The sequence below is a fragment of the Enterobacter cloacae complex sp. ECL352 genome (assembly GCF_020149545.1).
Classification (GTDB): domain Bacteria; phylum Pseudomonadota; class Gammaproteobacteria; order Enterobacterales; family Enterobacteriaceae; genus Enterobacter; species Enterobacter asburiae_B.
Map to the genome: position 1 here is coordinate 2106412 of NZ_CP083709.1, position 25136 is coordinate 2131547.

The following is a 25136-nucleotide window of genomic DNA, read 5'->3' on the forward strand; positions in this document are numbered from 1 at the left end:
GGAGTCATTACCCGCTTTCGCTAGTAAACTGAGATACAGATAAATTAGACGAAAAGAGGGACACCGTGGACTCCATATTTTCTATTGGCATCCAGTCATTATGGGACGAATTGAGCCACATGCCAGTCGGAGGAGTCTGGTGGATTAATACGGACCGTAATGAAGATGCTATCAGTCTGGTAAACCAGACAATTGCTGCTCAGGATAAGGATTCCCGCGTGGCCGTCATTAGCATGGGCGAAGATCCGAAGAAAATTATTACGCTTGAAAGTGGTCGCGGCCCCCAGACGGTGCGATTATTTTCCATGACATCGGAAGCCGATAGTCTATACTTTTTGTCCCGCGACGTTCAGTGCTCTATTGATCCGGATCACTATTTTGTGATTCTGAAATGCGCAAATAACGTCCTGCAAAATATGCCCGCTGAAAAACTGCTGCCCTGGCTGGAAAAAATCAATAAATGGGCAAAATTTCAAAATTGCACGCTATTGATAGTCAATCCCGGCAGTAATAATGACAAGCTGTTCTCACTTTTAATGGGCGAATATAGCTCCCTGTTCGGTCTGGCAAGCATTCGTGACCAGGCAGGCAGCTATCTCTACGATATTGCATTCTGGTGTAATGAAAAAGGCGTGAGCGCCAGGCAACAGCTTACGCTGAAACATATTGAGGGCGAGTGGCACCTGGCGCAGCAGGAAGAAACCGTGGTGCAGCCGCGCAGTGATGAAAAACGCATCCTGAGCCATATCGCGGTTTTAGAGGGGGCACCCGCCCTGTCGGAAAACTGGACATTGTTTGATTCTAACGAAGCCCTTTTCCATGAAGCCCGCACAACCCAGGCGGCAAACCTTATTTTCTCGCTGATGCAGAATAACCAGATTGAGACGCTGGCACGACAAATCCACACCTTACGCCGCCAGCGCGGAAGTGCGTTGAAAATCATCGTGCGCGAAAATAATACCAGCCTGCGCGCCACCGATGAGCGCCTGCTTCTGGGCTGCGGCGCCAATATGGTTATTCCATGGAATGCGCCGTTGTCACGCTGCCTGACGCTTATCGAAAGCGTTCAGGGCCAGCAGTTTAGCCGCCACGTACCGGAAGATATTTCCACGCTGCTCTCCATGACGCAGCCGATGAAGCTGCGTGGGTACCAAAAATGGGATACCTTCTGCGACGCCGTGGGCAACATGATGAGCAACACGCTTCTTCCTGCAGACGGAAAAGGGGTCATGGTTGCCCTGCGTCCTGTACCGGGTATTCGCGTTGAACAGGCTCTCACCTTATGTCGCCCGAACCGTACAGGGGACATCATGACCATTGGCGACAATCGCCTGGTGCTGTTTTTGTCCTTCTGCCGGGTAAACGATCTCGATACGGCGCTTAACCACATCTTCCCTCTGCCTACAGGGGATATTTTCTCGAACCGTATGATTTGGTTCGAAGATAATACGATTAGCGCGGAGCTGGTGCAGATGCGTGCGCTCCAGCCTGAACAATGGGTTAAGCCGCTCGCTATCAAGAGCGATGCCAAACCGATCCTCAATGCCAGGCATGATGGACACGTCTGGCGTCGGGTTCCGGAACCCCTTCGCTTATTAACAGACAACGCGGAGAACGCATCATCATGAACATCAGCGATATCATTCAACTGGTTATATTCTGTGCGCTGATCTTTTTCCCGCTTGGCTACTATGCGCGCCATTCCATCCGCCGTATCCGTGATACGGCCAGAGTGCTGTTTATTAAACCTCGCTATGTAAAACCAGCCGGAACACTGACACGGGCATCACACGTCAAGGCAGACCGAAAACATGACTAATTCTACCTATACCGCTTCGTCACCCTCGCCGCTCTGGCAATACTGGCGCGGCCTTTCCGGCTGGAACTTCTACTTTCTGGTGAAGTTTGGCCTGCTGTGGGCAGGCTATCTGAATTTCCATCCCCTTCTAAACCTCGTGTTTATGGCCTTCCTGCTGATGCCGCTGCCGAATATCAGGTTACATCGCTTGCGCCACTGGGTCGCTATACCTGTCGGCTTTGCGCTGTTCTGGCATGATACCTGGCTACCGGGGCCGGACAGCATTATGAGCCAGGGGTCGCAGGTGGCGGGCTTTAGCGCCAGCTATGTCCTCGATCTGACCGAGCGTTTTATTAACTGGCAGATGATTGGCGCGGTATTTGTGCTGCTGGTTGCCTGGCTGTTCCTGTCACAGTGGATCCGCGTCACGGTGTTTGTCGTCGCGATTATGATCTGGCTTAACGTGCTGACGCTGGCTGGGCCGAACTTTTCGCTGTGGCCTGCTGGTCAACCGACCACCACGGTGACCACCACAGGGGGAAGCGCGGCGGCAACCGTCACAACGGCAGGCGATACGCCTGTGGTGGGCGATATCCCAACCCAGACCGCACCGCCTACTTCTACAAACCTGAACGCCTGGCTCTCCAGTTTCTATACCGCGGAAGACAAGCGACAGACTAAATTCCCGGATGCGCTGCCGGCGGATGCTCAGCCGTTTGAACTGCTGGTGATCAACATCTGCTCTCTCTCCTGGGCCGACGTGGACGCCGCCGGTTTGATGTCTCATCCGCTGTGGTCACACTTCGATATTCAGTTTAAAGATTTCAACTCTGCCACCTCGTACAGCGGCCCGGCGGCGATCCGCCTGCTGCGTGCAAGCTGTGGTCAGACATCGCATAAAAACCTGTATCAACCCGCCGGCAACCAGTGTTATCTGTTCGATAACCTCGCAAAACTGGGCTTTACGCAGCACCTGATGCTGGGGCATAACGGCCAGTTCGGTAACTTCCTGAAAGAGGTGCGCGAACAGGGCGGCATGCAGGCACCGTTAATGGATCAAACCGGTCTTCCCGTCTCTCTGCTGGGCTTCGACGGCTCGCCCGTTTATGACGATACTGCCGTCCTGCAGCGCTGGCTGCAGACCATCGAAAAAGACAGCAATCCACGCAGCGCGACGTTCTTTAACACCCTGCCGCTCCACGACGGTAACCATTTCCCGGGCGTGAGCAAAACGGCTGATTATAAAGTGCGTGCGCAGAAGTTCTTTGACGAGCTGGACGCGTTCTTCACGGAGCTGGAAAAATCGGGCCGTAAAGTGATGGTGGTTGTGGTACCTGAGCACGGTGGTGCGCTGAAAGGTGACAGAATGCAGGTCTCGGGTCTACGTGATATCCCAAGCCCGTCCATCACTAACGTGCCTGCCGGCATTAAATTCTTTGGGATGAAGGCACCGCATCAGGGCGCACCGATTGAGATTACACAGCCAACCAGCTATCTGGCGATCTCAGAGCTGGTTGCCCGCGCCGTTGACGGGAAGCTGTTTGTGGAGGATAGCGTGAACTGGGATCAGCTCACCAGCAACCTGCCGCAAACCGCAGAAGTCTCAGAAAACGCTAACGCAGTCGTCATTCAATATCAAAACAAACCTTACGTTCGCCTGAACGGCGGGGATTGGGTACCATATCCGCAGTAACACGGTATGACGTCCCTCTCCTCATCGGGGAGAGGGATAATGTCGACATTATTGCTGGGCGATCCACACCAGCATTTTCAGACTTGCCGAATAATAGTCGTCTTTAGAGGTGATTTCGGGTTCACCGGAAGACTGCCCCATAGTGAAATCACGTACAGCCAGCAGGCCGCCTTCCATCATGTAGGGCGCATATTCGTTGGTCGTCACGTTAACCCAGGCGGGCGTTTGTTCCCGGGGAAACTGTCCGAACCAGGCCTTCCACGGCGTCAGCAGCGGGCTTTGCTTATCAGACCAGGCAACGTACAGCGGAACACGAATCGCGTCATAGCTCATTCGCGGCGGCCAGCCTTTTGCGGGAGCCAGCTTTCCACCTGATGCCAGTGAAACCCAGTCAGTGGGCAGATTCGCTTTACCCGAGCCCATTTTCCCCAGCAGGCGTTTCCCGTCCTTAATCAAATCGCGCCAGACCGGCAAATGACTGCGTCTGGAGAAGGCCTGCCAGGCCGGAAACACGAAATAGGAAGGATTAAGGACCACTTCACCCTCAAGCTTAAACCCCTGGACGCCGGGCAGCATTACGCGGTAACCGGCATAGCGGATCACGCTGTGGTCAATCAGTGCTTTGGTAATTGCATCCGATGCAGCGCTGTAGCGCTTGTCATGCCAGCGGGCGTCGGCTTTCAGCAACGCCCAGGCAATCAGCACGTCGCCATCTGCAGCGTTGTTTTTGTCGGCGACCGGGTTGGACTCTGCGGGGTTATAGCGCCAGTAAAACAGACCATTTTCTTTGTTCTTCAGCTGACTGTCTGTCCATTGCCAGAGCTTATCGAACGTGGCTTTATCGTCGTTAGCCACCGCCATCAGCATGGCAAAACCCTGACCTTCCGTATGCGACACGCCGCCATTACCGGTATCAACAATGCGGCCTTCCGGTTTGAAAAAGCGGGCCTTGTAACTCTCCCAGGCCCGATCCGCATGAGAGAGAGGCGAAAACAGCACACTCATCATGACGGCCAGCGTTGCGCAGACGGGTTTTCGCATAATTAACTCGATCCGGTTATTCGGCACTTCGCAGTGAAATCTCACCGCCCATCCAGGGTTTGATCACGCCATCCTGCTCCAGGAGCAGCGCGCCCTGTGCGTCAATACCGCGCGAAGTTCCGTAGATCTCTTTATCACCAATCAGCAATTTCACCGGGCGGTTGATGAAGTTATCCAGCTTTTCCCAACGAGACAGGAACGATGCCAGCCCTTCCTGCTCAAAAAGCGTGAGTGAACTGCGCAACTCTTTAATCATACGCACGGCAAGGGTGTTGCGATCGATGACGATCCCCGCCTCCTGGAGGTTAGTCCAGGCCTGATTCACCACATCATTTTGTACATTGCGCATTACCATGTTGAGGCCTGCGCCGATGACGATTTGCGCCGCATCGCCCGTTTTTCCAGTCAGTTCGACCAGAATACCGGCAAGTTTACGATCGTTGAGGTAGAGGTCATTAGGCCATTTAACGCGTACTTTATCCGCCCCCAGATCGTGCAGCACTTCCGCCATGACGATGCCGATGACCAGACTCAGACCAATGGCAGCGGCCGGGCCCTGCTCGAGTCGCCAGTACATGGACAGATAGAGGTTAGCGCCAAATGGCGAAAACCATTTGCGACCGCGACGGCCGCGACCGGCCTGTTGATATTCAGCAACGCAGGCATCGCCGGATTTCAGCTCAGCCAGACGATCCAGAAGATACTGGTTCGTCGAATCAATCACCGGCAGCACCGCAACATTGCCGTGTCCGATCTGACTGCGGATCGCTTCTTCATTCAGCAATTGAATCGGCTCCGGCAGGCTGTAGCCCTTTCCGGGAACCGTGAACACATCAACACCCCAGTCGCGAAGCGTCTGGATATGTTTATTGATAGCAGCACGGCTCATGCCAAGCTGTTCACCCAGCTGCTCGCCAGAATGAAACTCGCCGTCAGCAAGGATGCTAATCAGGGTTAAGGGAACGGTATTGTCCTTCACGCGATAGCCTCCACGGCATTAACTTCACCTGTGCAGCCAATGAAGCGAACTTCTGGCTCCAGCCAGACGTTAAATTTTTCGCTCACACGCTGACGAACATAATGAGCCAGCTGTACAACATCATCGCTGGTCGCATCGCGCTGATTAATCAGCACAAGAGCCTGCTGCTGGTGAACGGCAGCACCGCCTACTGAAGTGCCTTTTAGCTGGCATTGATCGATAAGCCATCCCGCGGCAAGCTTCACGCTGCCATCCGCCTGAGGGTAATGTGGTGCGGCTGGCCATCCTTCAAGAAAGGCTTTTGCATTTTCGCTGCTGATAACCGGGTTTTTGAAGAAACTGCCAGCGTTTCCGTTTACTTTTGGATCGGGAAGTTTGGTCATCCGCATATGGCAAACGGAATCAAAAATGTCGCGGGCGGTTACGGTAGCCGGATCGAGACGCGTTAAATCCCCGTAGGTCAACACGGGCTGCCAGTCCTTCGACAGGCGCAGGCCCACGGCAACAATCACGTAGCGATCCTGATATTCATGTTTGAAAATACTGTCACGATAGCCAAACCGGCACTGTTCCGCCGTTAAACGCTTTGCCGTTCCGGTCGCCAGTTCGATGCAGTCGACATATTCGCAGACATGTTTCAGTTCGATGCCGTAGGCACCGATGTTTTGAATAGGTGACGATCCGGCGCAGCCTGGAATAAGCGCAAGGTTTTCCAGGCCCGGCATCCCTTTTTCGAGGGTGAATTGCACCAGATGATGCCAGTTTTCTCCGGCCCCCACGTGCAGGTGCCAGCTGTCGGCACGCTCTTCCACATCAATTCCCATGATGCGGTTAACGATCACCGTTCCCGCAAAATCATCGAGAAACAGGACATTACTTCCTTCGCCCAGAATCAGTACGGGTTCGTTATTTTCAGTTGCGCTTTGCCATGCATCCAGCAGTTGCTGTGCAGTATCGGCACGTACAATTTGTTTAGCATTGCGTTGAATGCCAAAGGTATTCCAGGGCTTAAGGGAGTGGTTCATAGACGCTATCCTGATGCAAAAACGCAGGTAGTTTACCGTATAAGCAGGGCGTTGGGGGATTAGTTTGTGCAGCCTATAAAAACGCAAAAAGGCCATCCTTGCGGATGGCCTTTCTACTTATTTGATGCCTGGCAGTTCCCTACTCTCACATGGGGAGACCCCACACTACCATCGGCGCTACGGCGTTTCACTTCTGAGTTCGGCATGGGGTCAGGTGGGACCACCGCGCTAAAGCCGCCAGGCAAATTCTGTTTAATCTGTATCAGGCTGAAAATCGTGTCTGTCTCTTCGCCGAAACAGCTTCGGCGTTGTAAGGTTAAGCCTCACGGTTCATTAGTATCGGTTAGCTCAACGCATCGCTGCGCTTACACACCCGACCTATCAACGTCGTAGTCTTCAACGTTCCTTCAGGACCCTTAAAGGGTCAGGGAGAACTCATCTCGGGGCAAGTTTCGTGCTTAGATGCTTTCAGCACTTATCTTTTCCGCATTTAGCTACCGGGCAGTGCCATTGGCATGACAACCCGAACACCAGTGATGCGTCCACTCCGGTCCTCTCGTACTAGGAGCAGCCCCCCTCAATTCTCCAGCGCCCACGGCAGATAGGGACCGAACTGTCTCACGACGTTCTAAACCCAGCTCGCGTACCACTTTAAATGGCGAACAGCCATACCCTTGGGACCTACTTCAGCCCCAGGATGTGATGAGCCGACATCGAGGTGCCAAACACCGCCGTCGATATGAACTCTTGGGCGGTATCAGCCTGTTATCCCCGGAGTACCTTTTATCCGTTGAGCGATGGCCCTTCCATTCAGAACCACCGGATCACTATGACCTGCTTTCGCACCTGCTCGAGCCGTCACTCTCGCAGTCAAGCTAGCTTATGCCATTGCACTAACCTCCTGATGTCCGACCAGGATTAGCTAACCTTCGTGCTCCTCCGTTACTCTTTGGGAGGAGACCGCCCCAGTCAAACTACCCACCAGACACTGTCCGCAACCCGGATTACGGGTCTACGTTAGAACACCAGCCATTAAAGGGTGGTATTTCAAGGTCGGCTCCACGCAGACTGGCGTCCACGCTTCAAAGCCTCCCACCTATCCTACACATCAAGGACCAGTGTTCAGTGTCAAGCTATAGTAAAGGTTCACGGGGTCTTTCCGTCTTGCCGCGGGTACACTGCATCTTCACAGCGAGTTCAATTTCACTGAGTCTCGGGTGGAGACAGCCTGGCCATCATTACGCCATTCGTGCAGGTCGGAACTTACCCGACAAGGAATTTCGCTACCTTAGGACCGTTATAGTTACGGCCGCCGTTTACCGGGGCTTCGATCAAGAGCTTCGCGTTGCCGCTAACCCCATCAATTAACCTTCCGGCACCGGGCAGGCGTCACACCGTATACGTCCACTTTCGTGTTTGCACAGTGCTGTGTTTTTAATAAACAGTTGCAGCCAGCTGGTATCTTCGACTGATTTCAGCTCCACCCGCAGGGGCTTCACCTACATATCAGCGTGCCTTCTCCCGAAGTTACGGCACCATTTTGCCTAGTTCCTTCACCCGAGTTCTCTCAAGCGCCTTGGTATTCTCTACCTGACCACCTGTGTCGGTTTGGGGTACGATTTCGTGTTACCTGATGCTTAGAGGCTTTTCCTGGAAGCAGGGCATTTGTTACTTCAGCACCGTAGTGCCTCGTCATCACACCTCAGCGTTAAAAGGTACCGGATTTACCTGGAACCTCCGCCTACATGCTTAAACCGGGACAACCGTCGCCCGGCTAACATAGCCTTCTCCGTCCCCCCTTCGCAGTAACACCAAGTACAGGAATATTAACCTGTTTCCCATCGACTACGCCTTTCGGCCTCGCCTTAGGGGTCGACTCACCCTGCCCCGATTAACGTTGGACAGGAACCCTTGGTCTTCCGGCGAGCGGGCTTTTCACCCGCTTTATCGTTACTTATGTCAGCATTCGCACTTCTGATACCTCCAGCATGCCTCACAGCACACCTTCAACGGCTTACAGAACGCTCCCCTACCCAACAACGCCTAAGCGTCGCTGCCGCAGCTTCGGTGCATGGTTTAGCCCCGTTACATCTTCCGCGCAGGCCGACTCGACCAGTGAGCTATTACGCTTTCTTTAAATGATGGCTGCTTCTAAGCCAACATCCTGGCTGTCTGTGCCTTCCCACATCGTTTCCCACTTAACCATGACTTTGGGACCTTAGCTGGCGGTCTGGGTTGTTTCCCTCTTCACGACGGACGTTAGCACCCGCCGTGTGTCTCCCGTGATAACATTCTTCGGTATTCGTAGTTTGCATCGGGTTGGTAAGCCGGGATGGCCCCCTAGCCGAAACAGTGCTCTACCCCCGAAGATGAGTTCACGAGGCGCTACCTAAATAGCTTTCGGGGAGAACCAGCTATCTCCCGGTTTGATTGGCCTTTCACCCCCAGCCACAAGTCATCCGCTAATTTTTCAACATTAGTCGGTTCGGTCCTCCAGTTAGTGTTACCCAACCTTCAACCTGCCCATGGCTAGATCACCGGGTTTCGGGTCTATACCCTGCAACTTAACGCCCAGTTAAGACTCGGTTTCCCTTCGGCTCCCCTATACGGTTAACCTTGCTACAGAATATAAGTCGCTGACCCATTATACAAAAGGTACGCAGTCACACCACAAGGGTGCTCCCACTGCTTGTACGTACACGGTTTCAGGTTCTTTTTCACTCCCCTCGCCGGGGTTCTTTTCGCCTTTCCCTCACGGTACTGGTTCACTATCGGTCAGTCAGGAGTATTTAGCCTTGGAGGATGGTCCCCCCATATTCAGACAGGATACCACGTGTCCCGCCCTACTCTTCGAGTTCACAACCTGTGTGCTTTCGTGTACGGGACTGTCACCCTGTTCCGTGCGACTTTCCAGACGCTTCCACTAACACACAAGCTGATTCAGACTCTGGGCTGCTCCCCGTTCGCTCGCCGCTACTGGGGGAATCTCGGTTGATTTCTTTTCCTCGGGGTACTTAGATGTTTCAGTTCCCCCGGTTCGCCTCGTTAACCTATGTATTCAGTTAACGATAGTGTGACGAATCACACTGGGTTTCCCCATTCGGACATCGCCGGGTCAAAGGTTCATATCACCTCGCCGGCGCTTTTCGCAGATTAGCACGTCCTTCATCGCCTCTGACTGCCAGGGCATCCACCGTGTACGCTTAGTCGCTTAACCTCACAACCCGAAGATGTTTCATCTTCTGATTGCGAAAATTTGAGAGACTCGAACACACCAATTAAGATGTGTCGTTTCAATTTTCAGCTTGATCCAGATTTTTAAAGAGCAAAACTTCGCAGTGCACCTTTTCAGGTTCACTCTGAAGTTTTCTTGTGTTCGCAGTAAAAGATGGTGGAGCTATGCGGGATCGAACCGCAGACCTCCTGCGTGCAAAGCAGGCGCTCTCCCAGCTGAGCTATAGCCCCATCGTTTATAATCTCTGTACCGCTCATCCTTTAAAAGGAGTTTGGTAGGCCTGAGTGGACTTGAACCACCGACCTCACCCTTATCAGGGGTGCGCTCTAACCACCTGAGCTACAAGCCTGCAGAGATTTTTACTGCTGTTTTTCATCAGACAATCTGTGTGGACACTACAAAGGCAGGTTCTTTAAGGTAAGGAGGTGATCCAACCGCAGGTTCCCCTACGGTTACCTTGTTACGACTTCACCCCAGTCATGAATCACAAAGTGGTAAGCGCCCTCCCGAAGGTTAAGCTACCTACTTCTTTTGCAACCCACTCCCATGGTGTGACGGGCGGTGTGTACAAGGCCCGGGAACGTATTCACCGTAGCATTCTGATCTACGATTACTAGCGATTCCGACTTCATGGAGTCGAGTTGCAGACTCCAATCCGGACTACGACGCACTTTATGAGGTCCGCTTGCTCTCGCGAGGTCGCTTCTCTTTGTATGCGCCATTGTAGCACGTGTGTAGCCCTACTCGTAAGGGCCATGATGACTTGACGTCATCCCCACCTTCCTCCAGTTTATCACTGGCAGTCTCCTTTGAGTTCCCGGCCTAACCGCTGGCAACAAAGGATAAGGGTTGCGCTCGTTGCGGGACTTAACCCAACATTTCACAACACGAGCTGACGACAGCCATGCAGCACCTGTCTCAGAGTTCCCGAAGGCACCAATCCATCTCTGGAAAGTTCTCTGGATGTCAAGAGTAGGTAAGGTTCTTCGCGTTGCATCGAATTAAACCACATGCTCCACCGCTTGTGCGGGCCCCCGTCAATTCATTTGAGTTTTAACCTTGCGGCCGTACTCCCCAGGCGGTCGACTTAACGCGTTAGCTCCGGAAGCCACGCCTCAAGGGCACAACCTCCAAGTCGACATCGTTTACGGCGTGGACTACCAGGGTATCTAATCCTGTTTGCTCCCCACGCTTTCGCACCTGAGCGTCAGTCTTTGTCCAGGGGGCCGCCTTCGCCACCGGTATTCCTCCAGATCTCTACGCATTTCACCGCTACACCTGGAATTCTACCCCCCTCTACAAGACTCTAGCCTGCCAGTTTCGAATGCAGTTCCCAGGTTGAGCCCGGGGATTTCACATCCGACTTGACAGACCGCCTGCGTGCGCTTTACGCCCAGTAATTCCGATTAACGCTTGCACCCTCCGTATTACCGCGGCTGCTGGCACGGAGTTAGCCGGTGCTTCTTCTGCGGGTAACGTCAATTGCTGTGGTTATTAACCACAACACCTTCCTCCCCGCTGAAAGTACTTTACAACCCGAAGGCCTTCTTCATACACGCGGCATGGCTGCATCAGGCTTGCGCCCATTGTGCAATATTCCCCACTGCTGCCTCCCGTAGGAGTCTGGACCGTGTCTCAGTTCCAGTGTGGCTGGTCATCCTCTCAGACCAGCTAGGGATCGTCGCCTAGGTGAGCCGTTACCCCACCTACTAGCTAATCCCATCTGGGCACATCTGATGGCAAGAGGCCCGAAGGTCCCCCTCTTTGGTCTTGCGACGTTATGCGGTATTAGCTACCGTTTCCAGTAGTTATCCCCCTCCATCAGGCAGTTTCCCAGACATTACTCACCCGTCCGCCGCTCGCCGGCAAAGTAGCAAGCTACTTTCCGCTGCCGCTCGACTTGCATGTGTTAGGCCTGCCGCCAGCGTTCAATCTGAGCCATGATCAAACTCTTCAATTTAAGTTTGATGCTCGTGAATTAAACTTCGTAATGAATTACGTATGTTCACTCAGAGACTTGGTATTCATTTATTGTCCGAAGACATTAAGAATCCATGTCACTTTGAGTGCCCACACAGATTGTCTGATAAATTGTTAAAGAGCAGTGCCGCTTCGCTTTTCGCAGCGGCGCGGGGTGTGCATATTACGCTTTCCCGCTTCAGAGTCAAGTGATTAATTTCGCTTTTCTCTGCTGACCCGGCGGCGTGTGTGCCGTTGTTCCGTGTCAGTGGAGGCGCATTATAGGGAGTTATTCCGACGTGACAAGCATAAAATACAAAAAACTTTTCGTTCGCTCACTTTTCAAACTTAACGCTTATTTATGTCGCGAATCGCCCGTTAAATGTGCGATTTCCCGCGCAAAACTGGCCACCTGCGACCAGTCGGTATAAACCACTTCTTTACGCGTATCGGTTTCACCCCCCGTCATCTTCATAATCAGGCGGATCATAAAGCGGTCATACCAGCGGTAGCGAGGGTAACGCAGCGCGCCGGCAAAGACGGCGCACAGGTCTGGCTGCCACGGCGAGCTGAGTAAAAACTTGCGCGTGTAGCTGTTGGTCTGCGGCGTACGCTTCTCAGCTTTACGTGCGACCAGGTTGACCGAGTAAAACGCACCAGGCAATTTGTTGAGCACCGCCGTGTGCTTTTTCACAAAGCGATCCAGCGCCGGATGGAAATGCCCGTAACGAATTGACGCGCCAATTACCACGCGATCGTACTCCTGCCAGGCAATCTGCTCCGCACGGTTCAGGTTCACCACATCAGAGTAAATACCCAGCTCTTTTAATTCCGATGCCAGATACGCGGCAATCTCGCGCGTTTGCCCGTCTCGCGTAGAGAAAAGAATCAATGTTTTCATCAACGGCTCCTTACTCGCGCCAGAATGTAGGGGTGAACAGCACCAGCAGCGTAAAGACCTCAAGACGACCAAACAGCATATTGGCGATGAGGATCCATTTCGCGACCGGGTTCATGCTGGCAAAGTTATCTGCCACAACGCCCAGGCCGGGCCCGAGGTTATTCAATGTTGCTACGACGGACGCAAAGGCGGAGAAATCATCCACCCCCGTCGCGATAATCGCCAGCATACTGACGATAAAGACCAACGCATACGCCGAGAAGAATCCCCACACCGCTTCGAGGATACGTTCCGGCAGCGCGCGGTTCCCGAGTTTGATGCTGTAAACCGCGTTCGGGTGGACCAGGCGCTTCAGCTCACGGTTCCCCTGCTTAAACAGCAGCAGAATACGAATTACCTTCAGGCCGCCGCCCGTAGAACCCGCACAGCCCCCGATAAATGCCGAGCATAAAAGCAGCACCGGCAGGAACAGCGGCCAGCGCGCGATGCTGTCCGTGGTAAACCCGGCGGTCGTCGCCATCGATACCACCTGGAAGAACGCCTGATTTAGCGTGGTCAGCGCGGAGTTGTAAACATCATGGAACCACAGCACCAGGGTACAGATGATCACCAGCGTAAGCTGGACGCCAATGAACATGCGGAACTCAGGGTCACGCCAGTACACTTTCAGGCTGCGCCCGCTCAGTAAAGAGAAGTGCAGGCCATAGTTACAGCCTGAAATCAGCAGGAAAATGGCAATAATGGTGTTAATCGTAGGGCTGTCGAAGTAGCCGACGCTGGCGTCGTGAGTGGAGAACCCACCGATCGCGATCGTCGCAAAGCTGTGTCCGATGGCGTCGAAAGCGGGCATCCCGGCGAACCATAGCGCCAGCGCACAGGCCACCGTCAGTAATACATAGATAAGCCAGAGGGTTTTCGCCGTCTCGGCAATACGCGGGCGCATTTTGTTATCTTTCAGCGGCCCGGGCATTTCGGCGCGATAAAGCTGCATGCCGCCAACGCCCAGAATAGGAAGAATAGCCACGGCCAGGACGATGATCCCCATCCCCCCGAACCACTGCAGCATCTGACGATAAAAGAGAATGGCGTGCGGGAGTGAATCCAGCCCCACCAGCGTCGTCGCCCCGGTGGTTGTTAAACCGGAGAAGGATTCAAAAAAGGCATCCGTGATGCTCAGGTTAGGCTGTTCAGAGAAGATGAAGGGCAGCGAACCGACGCTCCCCAGCACCGTCCAGAACAGAACCACAATCAGAAATCCTTCGCGAGATTTCAGCTCACCTTTCTGACGACGGTTTGGCCACCACAGCAGCGAGCCGATCGCCAGCGCGACAAAGAAGGTCTGGGTAAATGCCCGCCCCGCGCCGTCCCGGTAGATAAGCGCCACCAGTCCCGGGAGAATCATCGTCCCGGAAAAGAGTATGACCAGCAGTCCAACGATTCGGGTTATGGCACGAAAATGCATCTCTGCCGCTTCCTTTGGTATTCAAAAAAGTGAGGTGGGGATTATTCTTCAATCGGCAGCAATTGCAACGAACCACGACTAAAATCAGCCAGTTTTGCTGAAAAAGCAGCCAGCTCCGCCTGCGGAAGCGCCACGCGTAATTGCACCATTGCCTGATATTCACTGTGCGCGATGACGCCGTTAAACTGTTTGAGCAGCGTTTCAATGCCCGATAGCTGAGCGTAATCGCACAACAAAGTATATTCGGTGAGCGGCGTTTTGCGGGTAGTTGTGAGCATATTCAGTGCCTGCTGAACTCCGCCGCCATACGCTTTTACCAGCCCACCCGTGCCTAACAGGATGCCGCCGTAGTAGCGCACCACCACGGCGGTAATTTCACCCACGCCGCTGCCCATCAGCTGCGAAAGCATGGGTTTACCGGCCGTGCCCGCCGGTTCACCGTCGTCGGAAAACCCCAGCTGTTGCGAATCGTCTGGCGGTCCTGCCACCCACGCCACACAGTGGTGACGCGCGTCAGGATGCTCAGCCCGAACGGATTCGACAAACGCCTTTGCCGCCTCTACGCCGTCGGTATGCGCCAGCAGCGTAATAAAGCGGCTTTTCTTGATTTCCTCAACAAAGGTGACCGGTTCAGCCGGTATCAGCCAGCTTTCCATCAGGCCAGCTTCAGGTCTCGCGTCATATTCTCGATACCGTTTTCGTGAACCACCACGTTATCTTCGATGCGAATACCGCCAAACGGCTTCAGCGCATCAATTTTTTCCCAGTTGAAGTGTTTGCTGAACTGGCCTTCACGCCACGGCGCCAGCAGGGATTCGATATAGTAGATCCCCGGTTCAATCGTCAACACCATACGCGGCTCCAGAATACGGGTGCAGCGCAGGTAAGGATATTTAGACGGTGCCGCCAGGTGCGTCCCGGTATCATCCTGCATAAAGCCCGCAACGTCGTGAACCTGCAGGCCCAGCGGGTGGCCGATACCGTGCGGCATGAATGGCCCGGTCAGATCGTTCTCGACCATCGCTTCTTCGCTCATGTCTTTCACAATCTGATGTTTACGCAGCAGTTTTGCGATGCGCTGATGGAACTGGATGTGGTAATCCACATAGCTGGTTCCGGCCTTCATGGTGGCAATCAGCGCCAGCTGTTCATCGTTCACGTCTTTAATCAGCTGCGCGAAATCGGTATCCGCATTCGCCGCCCAGGTACGGGTCAGGTCGGCCGCGTAACCGTTGTACTCGGCGCCTGCGTCAAGCAGGAAGCTGCGCATCTCCGACGGAACGTGGTGATCCAGTTTGGTGTAGTGAAGCACGGACGCGTGCTCATTCAGCGCGACGATATTGCTGTACGGCACGTCGGTATCACGGTGGCCTGTCGCGGTCAGATAGGCCTGGTTGATATCGAACTCGCTCATGCCGGACTGGAACGCTTCATGCGCCGCACGGTGACCGTTCACCGCCGTTTTTTGCGCTTCACGCATGCAGTAAAGTTCGTAGTCGGTTTTATACGCGCGGTAATAGTGCAGGTAATCCAGCACCCCTTTCGGATTGAGTTTGTCTGCCGGAATATCCAGACCCAGCGCGCGCTCCGGAACAGGGCCAATGTAGCCGATGTTGCCACGCGCCGCAGGCAGCTGGCTGCCAATGCCGTCCGCTTTCGGCAGTGCAATCACATCAATCTCTTCCGTCCAGAAAGAGGTCGGCAGCGGCTCTACGTTGTGCCAGTAATCGACCGGCAGGTAGAACCACAGTTTCGGCTTGTTCACGCCATCCACCAGCAGCCAGCAATTTGGAACCTGAGTCACCGGCACCCAGGCTTTAAACTGCGGGTTCACCTTAAACGGATAAGCGTGGTCATCCAGAAAGGTATTCATCAGCTCGCCGGAGTGGATCAGCAGCGCATCCAGCTTAAAGCGGGCCAGTACATCGCGGGTACGTTCCTGTAGGGTAACGATATGATTTTTATAAAGCGAAGCCAGTGAGTCCATCATTCTTCCTTTCGTTTTTTTGACCTCAAGTCATCGCATCTTAGCACACCTCACTCCGGCTGCGTGATTTCCACCGACCGTGATCAATGCAGCATTTTCTTAATGAGTAATTTGCATTTTATTAACATAAATCCCACACTCCGATTCATCTGGTATGACCAGATCCAATTGCTGGATTCAGGAGACTGACATGCTCTACAAAGGCGACACCCTGTACCTCAACTGGCTGGAAGATGGCATTGCCGAACTGGTGTTCGATGCTCCCGGCTCAGTGAACAAGCTTGATACCGCGACGGTGGCCAGTCTTGGCCAGGCGCTGGATGTTCTTGAAAAACAACCTGAATTAAAAGGGCTGCTGCTGCGTTCGAACAAAGCGGCCTTTATTGTCGGTGCCGATATCACCGAGTTTCTTTCGCTGTTCCTGGTCCCGGAAGAACAGCTGAGCCAGTGGCTGCACTTTGCCAACAGCGTCTTTAATCGTCTGGAAGATCTGCCTGTCCCGACCATTTCCGCCGTTAACGGCTACGCGCTGGGCGGCGGCTGCGAATGCGTACTCGCGACCGACTACCGTCTGGCAACGCCGGACCTGCGCATCGGCCTGCCGGAAACCAGGCTGGGCATCATGCCGGGCTTTGGCGGCTCCGTGCGTATGCCGCGCATGCTGGGTGCCGACAGCGCGCTGGAGATCATTGCCGCAGGTAAAGATGTCGGCGCAGAACAGGCGCAGAAAATCGGCCTGGTCGACGGCGTCGTGAAGCCAGAGAAACTGGTTGAAGGCGCACTCGCCATTCTGCGTCAGGCCATTAACGGCGATCTCGACTGGAAAGCCAAACGCCAGCCGAAGCTGGAACCGTTAAAACTCAGCAAGATTGAAGCCACCATGAGCTTCACCATCGCCAAAGGCATGGTGATGCAGACGGCGGGTAAACACTACCCGGCGCCGATCACGGCGGTGAAAACCATTGAAGCGGCTGCTCGTCTCGGACGCGATGAAGCGCTGAAGCTCGAAAATCAGAGCTTTGTCCCGCTGGCGCACACCAATGAAGCCCGCGCGCTGGTCGGTATCTTCCTCAACGATCAGTTCGTGAAGGGTAAAGCCAAACAGCTGACTAAAAACGTTGAGACGCCAAAACATGCGGCGGTACTTGGTGCGGGCATTATGGGTGGCGGCATCGCTTACCAGTCGGCCTGGAAAGGCGTGCCGGTAGTGATGAAAGACATCAGCGAGGAATCCCTGACGCTGGGCATGACCGAAGCGGCCAAGCTGCTGAATAAACAGCTGGAGCGCGGAAAAATTGACGGGCTGAAGCTTGCAGGCGTGATCTCCACCATTCAGCCTGTGCTGGAATACAGCGGTTTCGACCGTGTGGACGTGGTGGTCGAAGCCGTCGTCGAGAACCCGAAAGTCAAAAAAGCGGTGCTGGCAGAAACGGAAGATAAAGTTCGTCCTGAGACCGTGCTGGCCTCTAACACCTCCACCATTCCAATCAGCGAACTGGCGAGCGTGTTGAAGCGTCCGGAAAACTTCTGCGGGATGCACTTCTTCAACCCGGTACACCGTATGCCGCTGGTCGAAGTGATCCGCGGGGAAAAAACCTCTGACGAAACCATCGCTAAAGTGGTGGCATGGGCCAGCAAGATGGGCAAAACGCCGATCGTTGTTAACGACTGCCCGGGCTTCTTCGTCAACCGCGTGCTGTTCCCTTACTTCGCCGGTTTCAGCCAGCTGCTGCGCGACGGTGCAGACTTCCGCAAAATCGACAAAGTGATGGAAAAACAGTTCGGCTGGCCGATGGGCCCGGCGTATCTGCTGGACGTGGTCGGCATTGATACCGCTCACCACGCTCAGGCGGTGATGGCGGCAGGCTTCCCGCAGCGTATGCAGAAAGATTATCGCGACGCCATTGACGCTCTGTTCGACGCTAACCGCTTCGGCCAGAAAAACGGCCTGGGCTTCTGGCGCTATAAAGAAGACAGCAAAGGCAAACCGAAGAAAGAAGAAGATGCCGTGGTGGACGGCCTGCTGGCCGATGTAAGCCAGCCGAAACGCGACTTCACCGACGATGAGATCATCGCCCGCATGATGATCCCGATGATCAACGAAGTGGTGCGTTGCCTTGAAGAAGGCATCATCGCCAGCCCGGCAGAAGCCGATATGGCGCTGGTGTACGGCCTGGGCTTCCCTCCGTTCCACGGCGGCGCGTTCCGCTGGTTGGACACGCTCGGCAGCGCCCGCTATCTCGATATGGCTCAGCAGTATCAGCACCTCGGCCCGCTTTATGAGGTGCCGGAAGGGCTGCGTAACAAAGCGCGCCATAACGAACCCTACTATCCGGCAGTTGAGCCAGCCCGTCCGGTTGGCGAGCTGAAAACGGCTTAAGGAGTCACAATGGAAAAGGTTGTCATTGTTGATGCGATTCGCACCCCGATGGGCCGTTCAAAAGGCGGTGCATTCCGTAACGTGCGTGCGGAAGACCTCTCCGCGCATCTGATGCGTAGCCTGCTGGCGCGTAACCCGGCGCTGGATCCTGCTGCGCTGGACGATATCTACTGGGGCTGCGTGCAGCAGACTCTGGAGCAAGGTTTCAACATCGCCCGTAACGCGTCGCTGCTGGCGGAGATCCCGCATTCGGTTCCGGCCGTCACCGTCAACCGCCTGTGCGGTTCGTCAATGCAGGCGCTGCACGACGCGGCGCGGATGATCATGACCGGTGATGCGCAGGCCTGCCTGGTGGGCGGCGTTGAGCACATGGGGCACGTGCCGATGAGCCACGGGGTCGATTTTCATCCTGGCATGAGCCGTAACGTGGCGAAAGCCGCGGGGATGATGGGTCTGACCGCCGAGATGCTCTCTCGTCTGCACGGCATTAGCCGTGAAATGCAGGATGCCTTTGCCGCGCGCTCTCACGCTCGCGCATGGGCGGCGACGCAGTCCGGTGCCTTTAAGAATGAGATCATCCCGACCGGCGGCCACGACGCTGACGGCGTACTGAAGCAGTTCAGCTACGACGAAGTCATCCGCCCGGAAACCACCGTAGAAGCGCTTTCTACCCTGCGCCCTGCGTTTGATCCGGTCACCGGTACGGTAACGGCAGGTACGTCGTCGGCGCTGTCAGACGGTGCCGCCGCGATGCTGGTGATGAGCGAAAGTCGCGCCCGCGAGCTGGGCTTAACGCCTCGCGCACGGGTACGTTCGATGGCGGTCGTGGGCTGCGATCCTTCAATCATGGGTTACGGCCCGGTTCCGGCCTCGAAGCTGGCGCTGAAAAAAGCGGGATTAACCGCCAGCGACATCGACCTGTTTGAAATGAACGAAGCGTTCGCCGCGCAGATCCTGCCGTGCATTAAAGATCTGGGGCTGATGGAGCAGATCGACGAGAAGATTAACCTCAACGGCGGCGCGATCGCCCTCGGCCACCCGCTGGGCTGCTCCGGGGCGCGTATCAGCACGACGCTTATCAACCTGATGGAACGCAAAGATGCCCAGTTTGGTCTGGCAACGATGTGTATCGGGCTGGGTCAGGGTATCGCGACGGTGTTTGAGAGAGTGTAAATCAGGAAAAGTATCTCAAAGCCAATGGCGTCAGAACAAGGCGGCAAGCGAGCGAATCCCGATGAGCTTACTCAAGTAAGTGATTCGGGTGAACGAGCGCAGCTAACGCAGTTATGGCGTCATTGGCGAAGAGAGACAGTTTAGTTGCCGTTCTTCCCGCCTGTCAGGGGCGGGTTTTTTATTTATATGAAGGCAAACGCATCGCCAAACAGGCGGTCTTCACGCGCGTCACGTTCGTTGCAGAACAGGTCGCGGGCAATTTTCGCCATCTCAAAACGGCCAGCGATATAGATATCGTGCCCTGCCAGCGTGCCGTGATCCTGCAGCACCGCCGTCAGCACCGTCCCGCTGCGACCACGCCAGCCCTCTTCCGGCTGCTCGACCACCGGCTCAATGCGCAGGTTAGGATGGGTTACGCTCAGCGCTTCCAGCTCAGACAGGTCGTACAGATGTTTCTCTTCGCGGCCACCCCAGTAAATGGTGATGTCACGGTCCGGGTTACGCGCCAGGGCGGTCAACAGAATAGAGCGCACATAAGAGAAGCCCGTACCGCCAGCGATCAGGATCAGCGGACGGTCTTCGTCATCGCGCAGCCACGCATCGCCGTGCGGAATATCCACCACGATTTCACGTTCCTTCAGGATCCGATCCATCACCGCCATCGCATACAGGTTAAGCTCTGACGCACCAATATGAAGCTCAATAAATTCCTGCTCCGCTGGCGTTGAGGCCATAGAGAAAGGACGCTTATCACGCTCATCCATCACAACCATCAGGTACTGACCCGCGCGGAAAGAGAATGGCGCTTCTGGCACTAAACGGACGCGATATACGGTGTCGGTGATGGCATCTACCGAGGTCACTTTACAGCTTAAGGTTGTCATTCGCTCTCTCTGTCGGGAAGTCTATAGGGCTTAACGGTCAGCTCAGGGTTTACCGTTATTCATTATGGCCAGCTCGTCCCAGATCGCGTCAATTCGCGCGGTCACTGCAGGATCTTTTTTGATCGGGCGACCCCATTCACGGTCGGTTTCGCCAGGCCATTTATTTGTGGCATCCAGTCCCATCTTTGAGCCAAGGCCGGAAACCGGCGAGGCAAAATCCAGGTAATCTATCGGCGTATTTTCGACTAACACCGTATCGCGCGCCGGGTCCATTCGCGTGGTAATGGCCCAGATTACGTCATTCCAGTCGCGGGCGTTAACGTCATCATCGCAGACAATAACAAATTTGGTATACATAAACTGGCGCAGGAAAGACCATACGCCCATCATCACGCGTTTAGCATGACCAGGATACTGCTTCTTCATCGTGACCACCGCCATGCGATACGAGCATCCTTCAGGCGGCAGATAAAAATCAACAATTTCCGGGAACTGCTTTTGCAGGATCGGCACAAACACTTCATTCAGCGCCACGCCCAGCACCGCCGGTTCATCCGGTGGACGTCCGGTATACGTGGAGTGATAAATCGCATCTTCACGCTGCGTAATGTGCGTCACGGTAAACACAGGGAAGTTATCCACTTCGTTGTAATAGCCGGTGTGGTCGCCGTAAGGGCCTTCTGGCGCCATTTCACCCTGCTCAAGGTAACCTTCCAGCACAATTTCCGCACTGGCCGGAACTTCGAGATCGTTAGAGATACACTTCACGACTTCGGTTTTCGTTCCGCGCAGCAGGCCTGCAAATGCATATTCAGAGAGCGTATCCGGCACCGGCGTGACGGCTCCCAGAATGGTGGCCGGATCGGCGCCTAAGGCGACAGACACCGGGAAACGCTCCCCCGGATGCGCAGCGCACCACTCCTGGAAATCCAGCGCGCCGCCGCGATGCGACAGCCAGCGCATGATGAGTTTATTCTTGCCAATCAACTGCTGGCGGTAAATACCGAGGTTTTGCCGCTCTTTGTGCGGGCCGCGCGTAACGGTCAGCCCCCAGGTGATAAGCGGAGCGGCATCTTCAGGCCAGCACTGCATGATGGGGATTTTAGTCAGATCAACCGCATCGCCTTCGAGCACTTTCTGCTGGCACGGCGCGCCGCGCAGGCGTTTGGTGGGCATGTTCAGCACCTGCTTAAACTGCGGCAGCTTGTCGAACAGATCGCGGAAGCCTTTCGGTGGCTCCGGCTCTTTCAGAAACGCCAGCAGTTTACCGACTTCACGCAGCGCAGAGACGTCTTCCTGCCCCATTCCCAGTGCAACACGACGCGGTGTACCAAACAGGTTGCACAGCACCGGCATGGAGTAACCTTTCGGATTTTCAAACAGTAATGCGGGGCCACCGGCACGCAGGGTGCGGTCAGCAATTTCTGTCATCTCCAGATAAGGATCGACAGGAAGTGTAATACGTTTGAGTTCACCCTGCTTTTCCAGCAGCGTCAGGAAGTCGCGGAGATCGTGGTATTTCATGCAGTTAATCATGGCCTCTCTGTAAGCGCTTCATTATACGGCGTAAGCCTGCTTGATGCTGTAATTTTGTTAAATAAGCGTGAACTTATGCGTTCTGTTCCATTTTCCCCCATTATAATCAACTTAGCGATCCCGCCAGGGTTTTGATATGCTTGCGCCCCGAACTAAGGGAAAGAGTGATTATGCAGGCCTGGTATTTACTGTATTGCAAACGCGGGCAACTTCAGCGCGCGCAGGAACATCTTGAACGTCAGTCTGTAAATTGCCTGACACCCGTGATCACGCTTGAAAAAATGCAGCGCGGGAAGCGCACAACCGTCAGTGAGCCGTTGTTCCCGAACTACCTGTTTGTGGAGTTCGACCCGGAAGTCATCCACACCACCACCATCAGCGCAACGCGCGGCGTCAGCCACTTCGTTCGTTTTGGTGCCCACCCGGCAACGGTTCCGTCGACGGTCATTCATCAGCTGTCAATTTATCAACAGCCTGAAGGGATCACCGACCCCGAAACTCCTTACTCGGGCGATAGCGTCGTGATTACCGAAGGCGCTTTCGAAGGCCTGCAGGCGATTTTTGCCGAGCCAGACGGGGAAGCGCGCTCTATGCTGTTGCTCAATCTGCTGAACAAGCAGGTGCTGCAGAGCGTTAAAAACACCGACTTCCGCAAGCTTTAAACGTTTATTCCGAACAGATTACGCACGTTGTCATCCGTCTGCGCCGAAAGCCAGTGCGGATCCTCTTCGCGCCACTTCGCGACGCTCTCAACAATGTGCCCCAGATACGCGGGCTCATTTCGCCGCGATGCCGGTTTGGGCTTCATATCGCGCGGTAGCAGATAAGGCGCATCGGTTTCGAGGAGCAGCCGGTCAGCCGGGATTACCGGCAACAGCTCACGAAGTTCAAGCCCGCGGCGCTCATCGCACACCCAGCCAGTAATACCCAGATAAAGCCCTCGCTTCAGGCAATCCAGCGCTTCCTGCCGTGAACCGGTGAAGCAGTGCAGTACCGCGCCGGGCAGTTTCTCCAGCCACGGATCCAGAAGTGCCAGGAAACGCTCATGCGCGTCGCGGCAGTGCATAAACACGGGCATTCCAAGCTCTGCCGCCAGCGCAAGCTGGGCAGTAAACGCCTTTTCCTGCTCTTCAGGCGTGGAAAAGTTACGGTTGAAATCGAGACCGCATTCGCCGATAGCCACAACGTCTGACGTCTTTGCCAGCCTGTACAGGGTGTCGCCACTTTCCGCGGTCCACTGGCTGCTGTCGTGAGGATGCACGCCAGCAGTAGACCAACAGCGATCGTATCGTTGCGCCAGCTGCTGCGCCTGCTCGCTCTCATGCAGGTTGGTGCCCGTCAGCAGCAGTCCTTTCACCCCGGCGGCAAACGCGCGCGCAACCACCTCATCACGATCTTTCGCAAACTGCGAGCTGGTCAGGTTGAGTCCGATATCAAACATGCAAATCCCCATATAACAACCGCCCTGACGGGCGGCTGGTTTTACTCTTCAGTGGTCTTGTCGGACGTATCGTCTTCGTCATCCGCTCGACGTCCTTTACCCACGTAGAAACGCGAGAAGAAAACGCCGACCTCAAACAGACAGTACATCGGTATGGCCAGCAGCGTCTGCGAGAACACATCCGGCGGTGTCAGCAGCATGCCAACAACAAATGCGCCCACAAGGATATACGGACGCTTCTTACGCAGGTCATCCGGGGTCGTTACTCCTACCCAGCAGAGCAGCACAATGGCCACCGGCACTTCGAATGCCACGCCAAACGCCATAAACAGCGCCATCACAAAGCTGAGGTAGCTGGCGATATCCGTCGACACCTGGACCCCTTCCGGCGCAGTATGCGTCAGGAAGCCGAAGGCCAGCGGGAAGACAACGAAATAGGCAAACGCCATGCCGATATAGAACAGCAGCGAGCTGGACACCAGCAGCGGGATAACCAGCTTGCGTTCATGCTTATACAGCGCGGGCGCCACAAACGCCCACACCTGATAAAGAATGACCGGTGCAGAAGCAATCAACGACACCCAGAAGGTCAGCTTGATGGGGGTAAAGAACGGCGAAGCAACGTCTGTTGCAATCATCGTTGCGCCCAGCGGCATCTGCTTGATCAGCGGTGCAGAGACCACCTGATAGATATCGTTGGCAAAATAGACCAGGCACAGGAATATGAGTAAAACCGCAATAATGCAGTTTAACAGGCGCTTACGCAGCTCAATGAGGTGCGTAATCAGCGGTTGAGTATCATCTACTGCCATGTTTACGCTTTATCACTCGACGAGGGGGATGATTCGGAAACGGACGCAGCGGGCTTCACTTCCGCCGTTTTTGCTACCGGCTCTTCCGGCTGCGCCTGTTTTTTCACTTCGGTTTCCTGAGGCGTCTGTTCTGGCGCGGCAGCCTGATGTTCAGCGCTGGCAGGTGTTACGCCCTCGCGCTGCTCCTCGCTGCCCTTCACCACCGGGTTATGGATGGTGTTCGCTTCATCGCTCGCTTTTTCAGGATCGTTAACGCTATAGGAGCGCTTCATCGATTCCGCCGCTTCGCGCAGCTCATCCATTGACGCTTTCAGTTCCGGCGTCAGGTTATCCATGCTCGCCTTCTCGACCTTTTTCAGGCTTTCCTGAAATTCCTGCAGCTTAAGCTCCTGCGCCAGTTCATTCTGAACGGTCGATGCCAGCGATCTCAGCGCACGAACCCAGCCCGCAACGGTTTTCACTGCCACCGGCAGACGCTGCGGCCCCAGCACAATCAGGCCAATCACAAAGACCAGCAGGAGCTCACTAAAACCAATGTCGAACACGACTTACACCTGCTCTTTATCGTGGCGTTTAGCGTCTTCCTTTTTGGCTTCTTCTTGCTTGTCGGCGATGGATTTAGCAGTAAAGTCAGCGTCCTGGCTGGTTTTATCCTGCTTGCTCTCATCATCGCTCATCGCTTTCTTGAAGCCTTTGATAGACGCGCCCAGATCGGAACCAATAGAACCGAGCTTTTTGGTGCCAAACAGCAGCACGACGATGACGGCAATGATCAACAATTGCCAGATACTGATACCACCCATACATGTTCCTCAGGGATAGATGATTAA

19 protein-coding genes, 2 tRNA genes and 3 rRNA genes are annotated in these 25136 nt (G+C 54.8%); 6 read left to right on the forward strand and 18 right to left on the reverse strand.

Annotated elements, in window-relative coordinates; all coding sequences use genetic code 11:
- Window positions 1-65: 65 nt before the first annotated feature.
- The 3 genes from bcsE to bcsG are packed head-to-tail and all read left to right on the forward strand — an operon-like array spanning window position 66 to window position 3491.
- On the forward strand, window positions 66-1628 hold the full coding sequence (gene bcsE / locus LBF07_RS10325; RefSeq protein WP_094934853.1) for a cellulose biosynthesis c-di-GMP-binding protein BcsE: 1563 nt from the start codon (window positions 66-68) through the stop codon (window positions 1626-1628).
- On the forward strand, window positions 1622-1819 hold the full coding sequence (gene bcsF / locus LBF07_RS10330) for a cellulose biosynthesis protein BcsF (RefSeq protein WP_024908822.1): 198 nt from the start codon (window positions 1622-1624) through the stop codon (window positions 1817-1819). The genes bcsE and bcsF overlap by 7 nt, the downstream gene beginning before the upstream one ends.
- Window positions 1812-3491, forward strand: a complete 1680-nt coding sequence (bcsG, locus tag LBF07_RS10335; RefSeq protein WP_033146878.1) for a cellulose biosynthesis protein BcsG — start codon at window positions 1812-1814, stop codon at window positions 3489-3491. Before bcsF ends, bcsG begins: the two co-directional genes overlap by 8 nt.
- A 48-nt stretch (window positions 3492-3539) precedes the next feature.
- On the opposite strand, the gene LBF07_RS10340 is transcribed toward bcsG, so the two are convergent.
- From LBF07_RS10340 to pepQ, 12 genes are all read right to left on the reverse strand, one after another.
- On the reverse strand, window positions 3540-4532 hold the full coding sequence (locus tag LBF07_RS10340; RefSeq protein ID WP_094934852.1) for a glycosyl hydrolase family 8: 993 nt from the start codon (window positions 4530-4532) through the stop codon (window positions 3540-3542).
- Window positions 4533-4548: 16 nt separating this feature from the next.
- Window positions 4549-5511 (reverse strand): bifunctional biotin--[acetyl-CoA-carboxylase] ligase/biotin operon repressor BirA, encoded by a 963-nt coding sequence (gene birA / locus LBF07_RS10345; protein ID WP_094934851.1) that lies wholly within the window; start codon window positions 5509-5511, stop codon window positions 4549-4551.
- Window positions 5508-6536 (reverse strand): UDP-N-acetylmuramate dehydrogenase, encoded by a 1029-nt coding sequence (murB, locus tag LBF07_RS10350; protein ID WP_094934850.1) that lies wholly within the window; start codon window positions 6534-6536, stop codon window positions 5508-5510. The genes birA and murB overlap by 4 nt, the downstream gene beginning before the upstream one ends.
- A 126-nt stretch (window positions 6537-6662) precedes the next feature.
- Window positions 6663-6778 (reverse strand): 5S ribosomal RNA (gene rrf / locus LBF07_RS10355).
- A 70-nt stretch (window positions 6779-6848) separates the two neighbouring features.
- Window positions 6849-9753: ribosomal RNA gene (locus tag LBF07_RS10360) — 23S ribosomal RNA — on the reverse strand.
- 172 nt (window positions 9754-9925) lie between these two features.
- A tRNA-Ala gene (locus LBF07_RS10365) sits at window positions 9926-10001 on the reverse strand.
- Between the two features lie 42 nt (window positions 10002-10043).
- A tRNA-Ile gene (locus LBF07_RS10370) sits at window positions 10044-10120 on the reverse strand.
- Between the two features lie 69 nt (window positions 10121-10189).
- A 16S ribosomal RNA gene (locus LBF07_RS10375) occupies window positions 10190-11731 on the reverse strand.
- Together the 16S, 23S and 5S rRNA genes with 2 tRNA genes alongside form the textbook arrangement of a ribosomal RNA operon.
- 354 nt (window positions 11732-12085) lie before the next feature.
- Window positions 12086-12631: a menaquinone-dependent protoporphyrinogen IX dehydrogenase gene (gene hemG, locus LBF07_RS10380; protein WP_029739672.1), complete on the reverse strand. Its 546-nt coding sequence runs from the start codon at window positions 12629-12631 to the stop codon at window positions 12086-12088.
- A gap of 10 nt (window positions 12632-12641) precedes the next feature.
- A complete protein-coding gene (gene trkH / locus LBF07_RS10385) occupies window positions 12642-14093 on the reverse strand; it encodes a Trk system potassium transporter TrkH (RefSeq protein ID WP_023309600.1) in 1452 nt (483 codons plus the stop codon).
- A gap of 41 nt (window positions 14094-14134) precedes the next feature.
- Window positions 14135-14749, reverse strand: coding sequence for an IMPACT family protein (locus LBF07_RS10390; RefSeq protein WP_033146883.1), 615 nt, complete (start codon window positions 14747-14749; stop codon window positions 14135-14137).
- Window positions 14749-16080, reverse strand: coding sequence for a Xaa-Pro dipeptidase (pepQ, locus tag LBF07_RS10395; RefSeq protein ID WP_094935552.1), 1332 nt, complete (start codon window positions 16078-16080; stop codon window positions 14749-14751). The genes LBF07_RS10390 and pepQ overlap by 1 nt, the downstream gene beginning before the upstream one ends.
- 190 nt (window positions 16081-16270) lie before the next feature.
- Here pepQ and fadB point away from each other — a divergent pair, with 190 nt between their 5' ends.
- Together fadB and fadA are read left to right on the forward strand one after the other, a co-directional pair.
- Window positions 16271-18460: a fatty acid oxidation complex subunit alpha FadB gene (gene fadB / locus LBF07_RS10400; protein ID WP_094935551.1), complete on the forward strand. Its 2190-nt coding sequence runs from the start codon at window positions 16271-16273 to the stop codon at window positions 18458-18460.
- 9 nt (window positions 18461-18469) lie between these two features.
- Window positions 18470-19633 (forward strand): acetyl-CoA C-acyltransferase FadA, encoded by a 1164-nt coding sequence (fadA, locus tag LBF07_RS10405; RefSeq protein WP_008501515.1) that lies wholly within the window; start codon window positions 18470-18472, stop codon window positions 19631-19633.
- Window positions 19634-19815: 182 nt separating this feature from the next.
- Here fadA and fre read toward each other — a convergent pair whose 3' ends face one another.
- A complete protein-coding gene (gene fre / locus LBF07_RS10410; protein WP_008501516.1) occupies window positions 19816-20517 on the reverse strand; it encodes an NAD(P)H-flavin reductase in 702 nt (233 codons plus the stop codon).
- Window positions 20518-20559: 42 nt separating this feature from the next.
- A complete protein-coding gene (gene ubiD / locus LBF07_RS10415) occupies window positions 20560-22050 on the reverse strand; it encodes a 4-hydroxy-3-polyprenylbenzoate decarboxylase (RefSeq protein ID WP_161496003.1) in 1491 nt (496 codons plus the stop codon).
- Window positions 22051-22223: 173 nt separating this feature from the next.
- Here ubiD and rfaH point away from each other — a divergent pair, with 173 nt between their 5' ends.
- Window positions 22224-22715: a transcription/translation regulatory transformer protein RfaH gene (rfaH, locus tag LBF07_RS10420; protein WP_033146887.1), complete on the forward strand. Its 492-nt coding sequence runs from the start codon at window positions 22224-22226 to the stop codon at window positions 22713-22715.
- On the opposite strand, the gene tatD is transcribed toward rfaH, so the two are convergent.
- From tatD to tatA, 4 genes are read right to left on the reverse strand one after another with little or no spacing between them, the layout of a single operon-like run.
- Window positions 22712-23494 (reverse strand): 3'-5' ssDNA/RNA exonuclease TatD, encoded by a 783-nt coding sequence (gene tatD, locus LBF07_RS10425; protein WP_094935549.1) that lies wholly within the window; start codon window positions 23492-23494, stop codon window positions 22712-22714. The genes rfaH and tatD overlap by 4 nt on opposite strands.
- Before the next feature lie 41 nt (window positions 23495-23535).
- On the reverse strand, window positions 23536-24306 hold the full coding sequence (tatC, locus tag LBF07_RS10430) for a Sec-independent protein translocase subunit TatC (protein ID WP_023309607.1): 771 nt from the start codon (window positions 24304-24306) through the stop codon (window positions 23536-23538).
- A 2-nt stretch (window positions 24307-24308) separates the two neighbouring features.
- Window positions 24309-24851, reverse strand: a complete 543-nt coding sequence (tatB, locus tag LBF07_RS10435) for a Sec-independent protein translocase protein TatB (protein WP_047059130.1) — start codon at window positions 24849-24851, stop codon at window positions 24309-24311.
- Between the two features lie 3 nt (window positions 24852-24854).
- Window positions 24855-25109 (reverse strand): Sec-independent protein translocase subunit TatA, encoded by a 255-nt coding sequence (gene tatA, locus LBF07_RS10440; RefSeq protein WP_024908000.1) that lies wholly within the window; start codon window positions 25107-25109, stop codon window positions 24855-24857.
- Window positions 25110-25136 lie beyond the last annotated feature (27 nt).

Excerpts from the sequence above, each read along its gene's own strand:
- fadB (WP_094935551.1), top strand. The coding sequence starts at position 16,271 with ATGCTCTACAAAGGCGACACCCTGTACCTCAACTGGCTGGAAGATGGC.
- trkH (WP_023309600.1), bottom strand. The coding sequence starts at position 14,093 with ATGCATTTTCGTGCCATAACCCGAATCGTTGGACTGCTGGTCATACTC.
- fre (WP_008501516.1), bottom strand. The coding sequence starts at position 20,517 with ATGACAACCTTAAGCTGTAAAGTGACCTCGGTAGATGCCATCACCGAC.
- tatC (WP_023309607.1), bottom strand. The coding sequence starts at position 24,306 with ATGGCAGTAGATGATACTCAACCGCTGATTACGCACCTCATTGAGCTG.
- murB (WP_094934850.1), bottom strand. The coding sequence starts at position 6,536 with ATGAACCACTCCCTTAAGCCCTGGAATACCTTTGGCATTCAACGCAAT.
- LBF07_RS10390 (WP_033146883.1), bottom strand. The coding sequence starts at position 14,749 with ATGGAAAGCTGGCTGATACCGGCTGAACCGGTCACCTTTGTTGAGGAA.
- tatA (WP_024908000.1), bottom strand. The coding sequence starts at position 25,109 with ATGGGTGGTATCAGTATCTGGCAATTGTTGATCATTGCCGTCATCGTC.
- LBF07_RS10340 (WP_094934852.1), bottom strand. The coding sequence starts at position 4,532 with ATGCGAAAACCCGTCTGCGCAACGCTGGCCGTCATGATGAGTGTGCTG.
- rfaH (WP_033146887.1), top strand. The coding sequence starts at position 22,224 with ATGCAGGCCTGGTATTTACTGTATTGCAAACGCGGGCAACTTCAGCGC.
- pepQ (WP_094935552.1), bottom strand. The coding sequence starts at position 16,080 with ATGGACTCACTGGCTTCGCTTTATAAAAATCATATCGTTACCCTACAG.
- bcsG (WP_033146878.1), top strand. The coding sequence starts at position 1,812 with ATGACTAATTCTACCTATACCGCTTCGTCACCCTCGCCGCTCTGGCAA.
- fadA (WP_008501515.1), top strand. The coding sequence starts at position 18,470 with ATGGAAAAGGTTGTCATTGTTGATGCGATTCGCACCCCGATGGGCCGT.
- tatD (WP_094935549.1), bottom strand. The coding sequence starts at position 23,494 with ATGTTTGATATCGGACTCAACCTGACCAGCTCGCAGTTTGCGAAAGAT.
- hemG (WP_029739672.1), bottom strand. The coding sequence starts at position 12,631 with ATGAAAACATTGATTCTTTTCTCTACGCGAGACGGGCAAACGCGCGAG.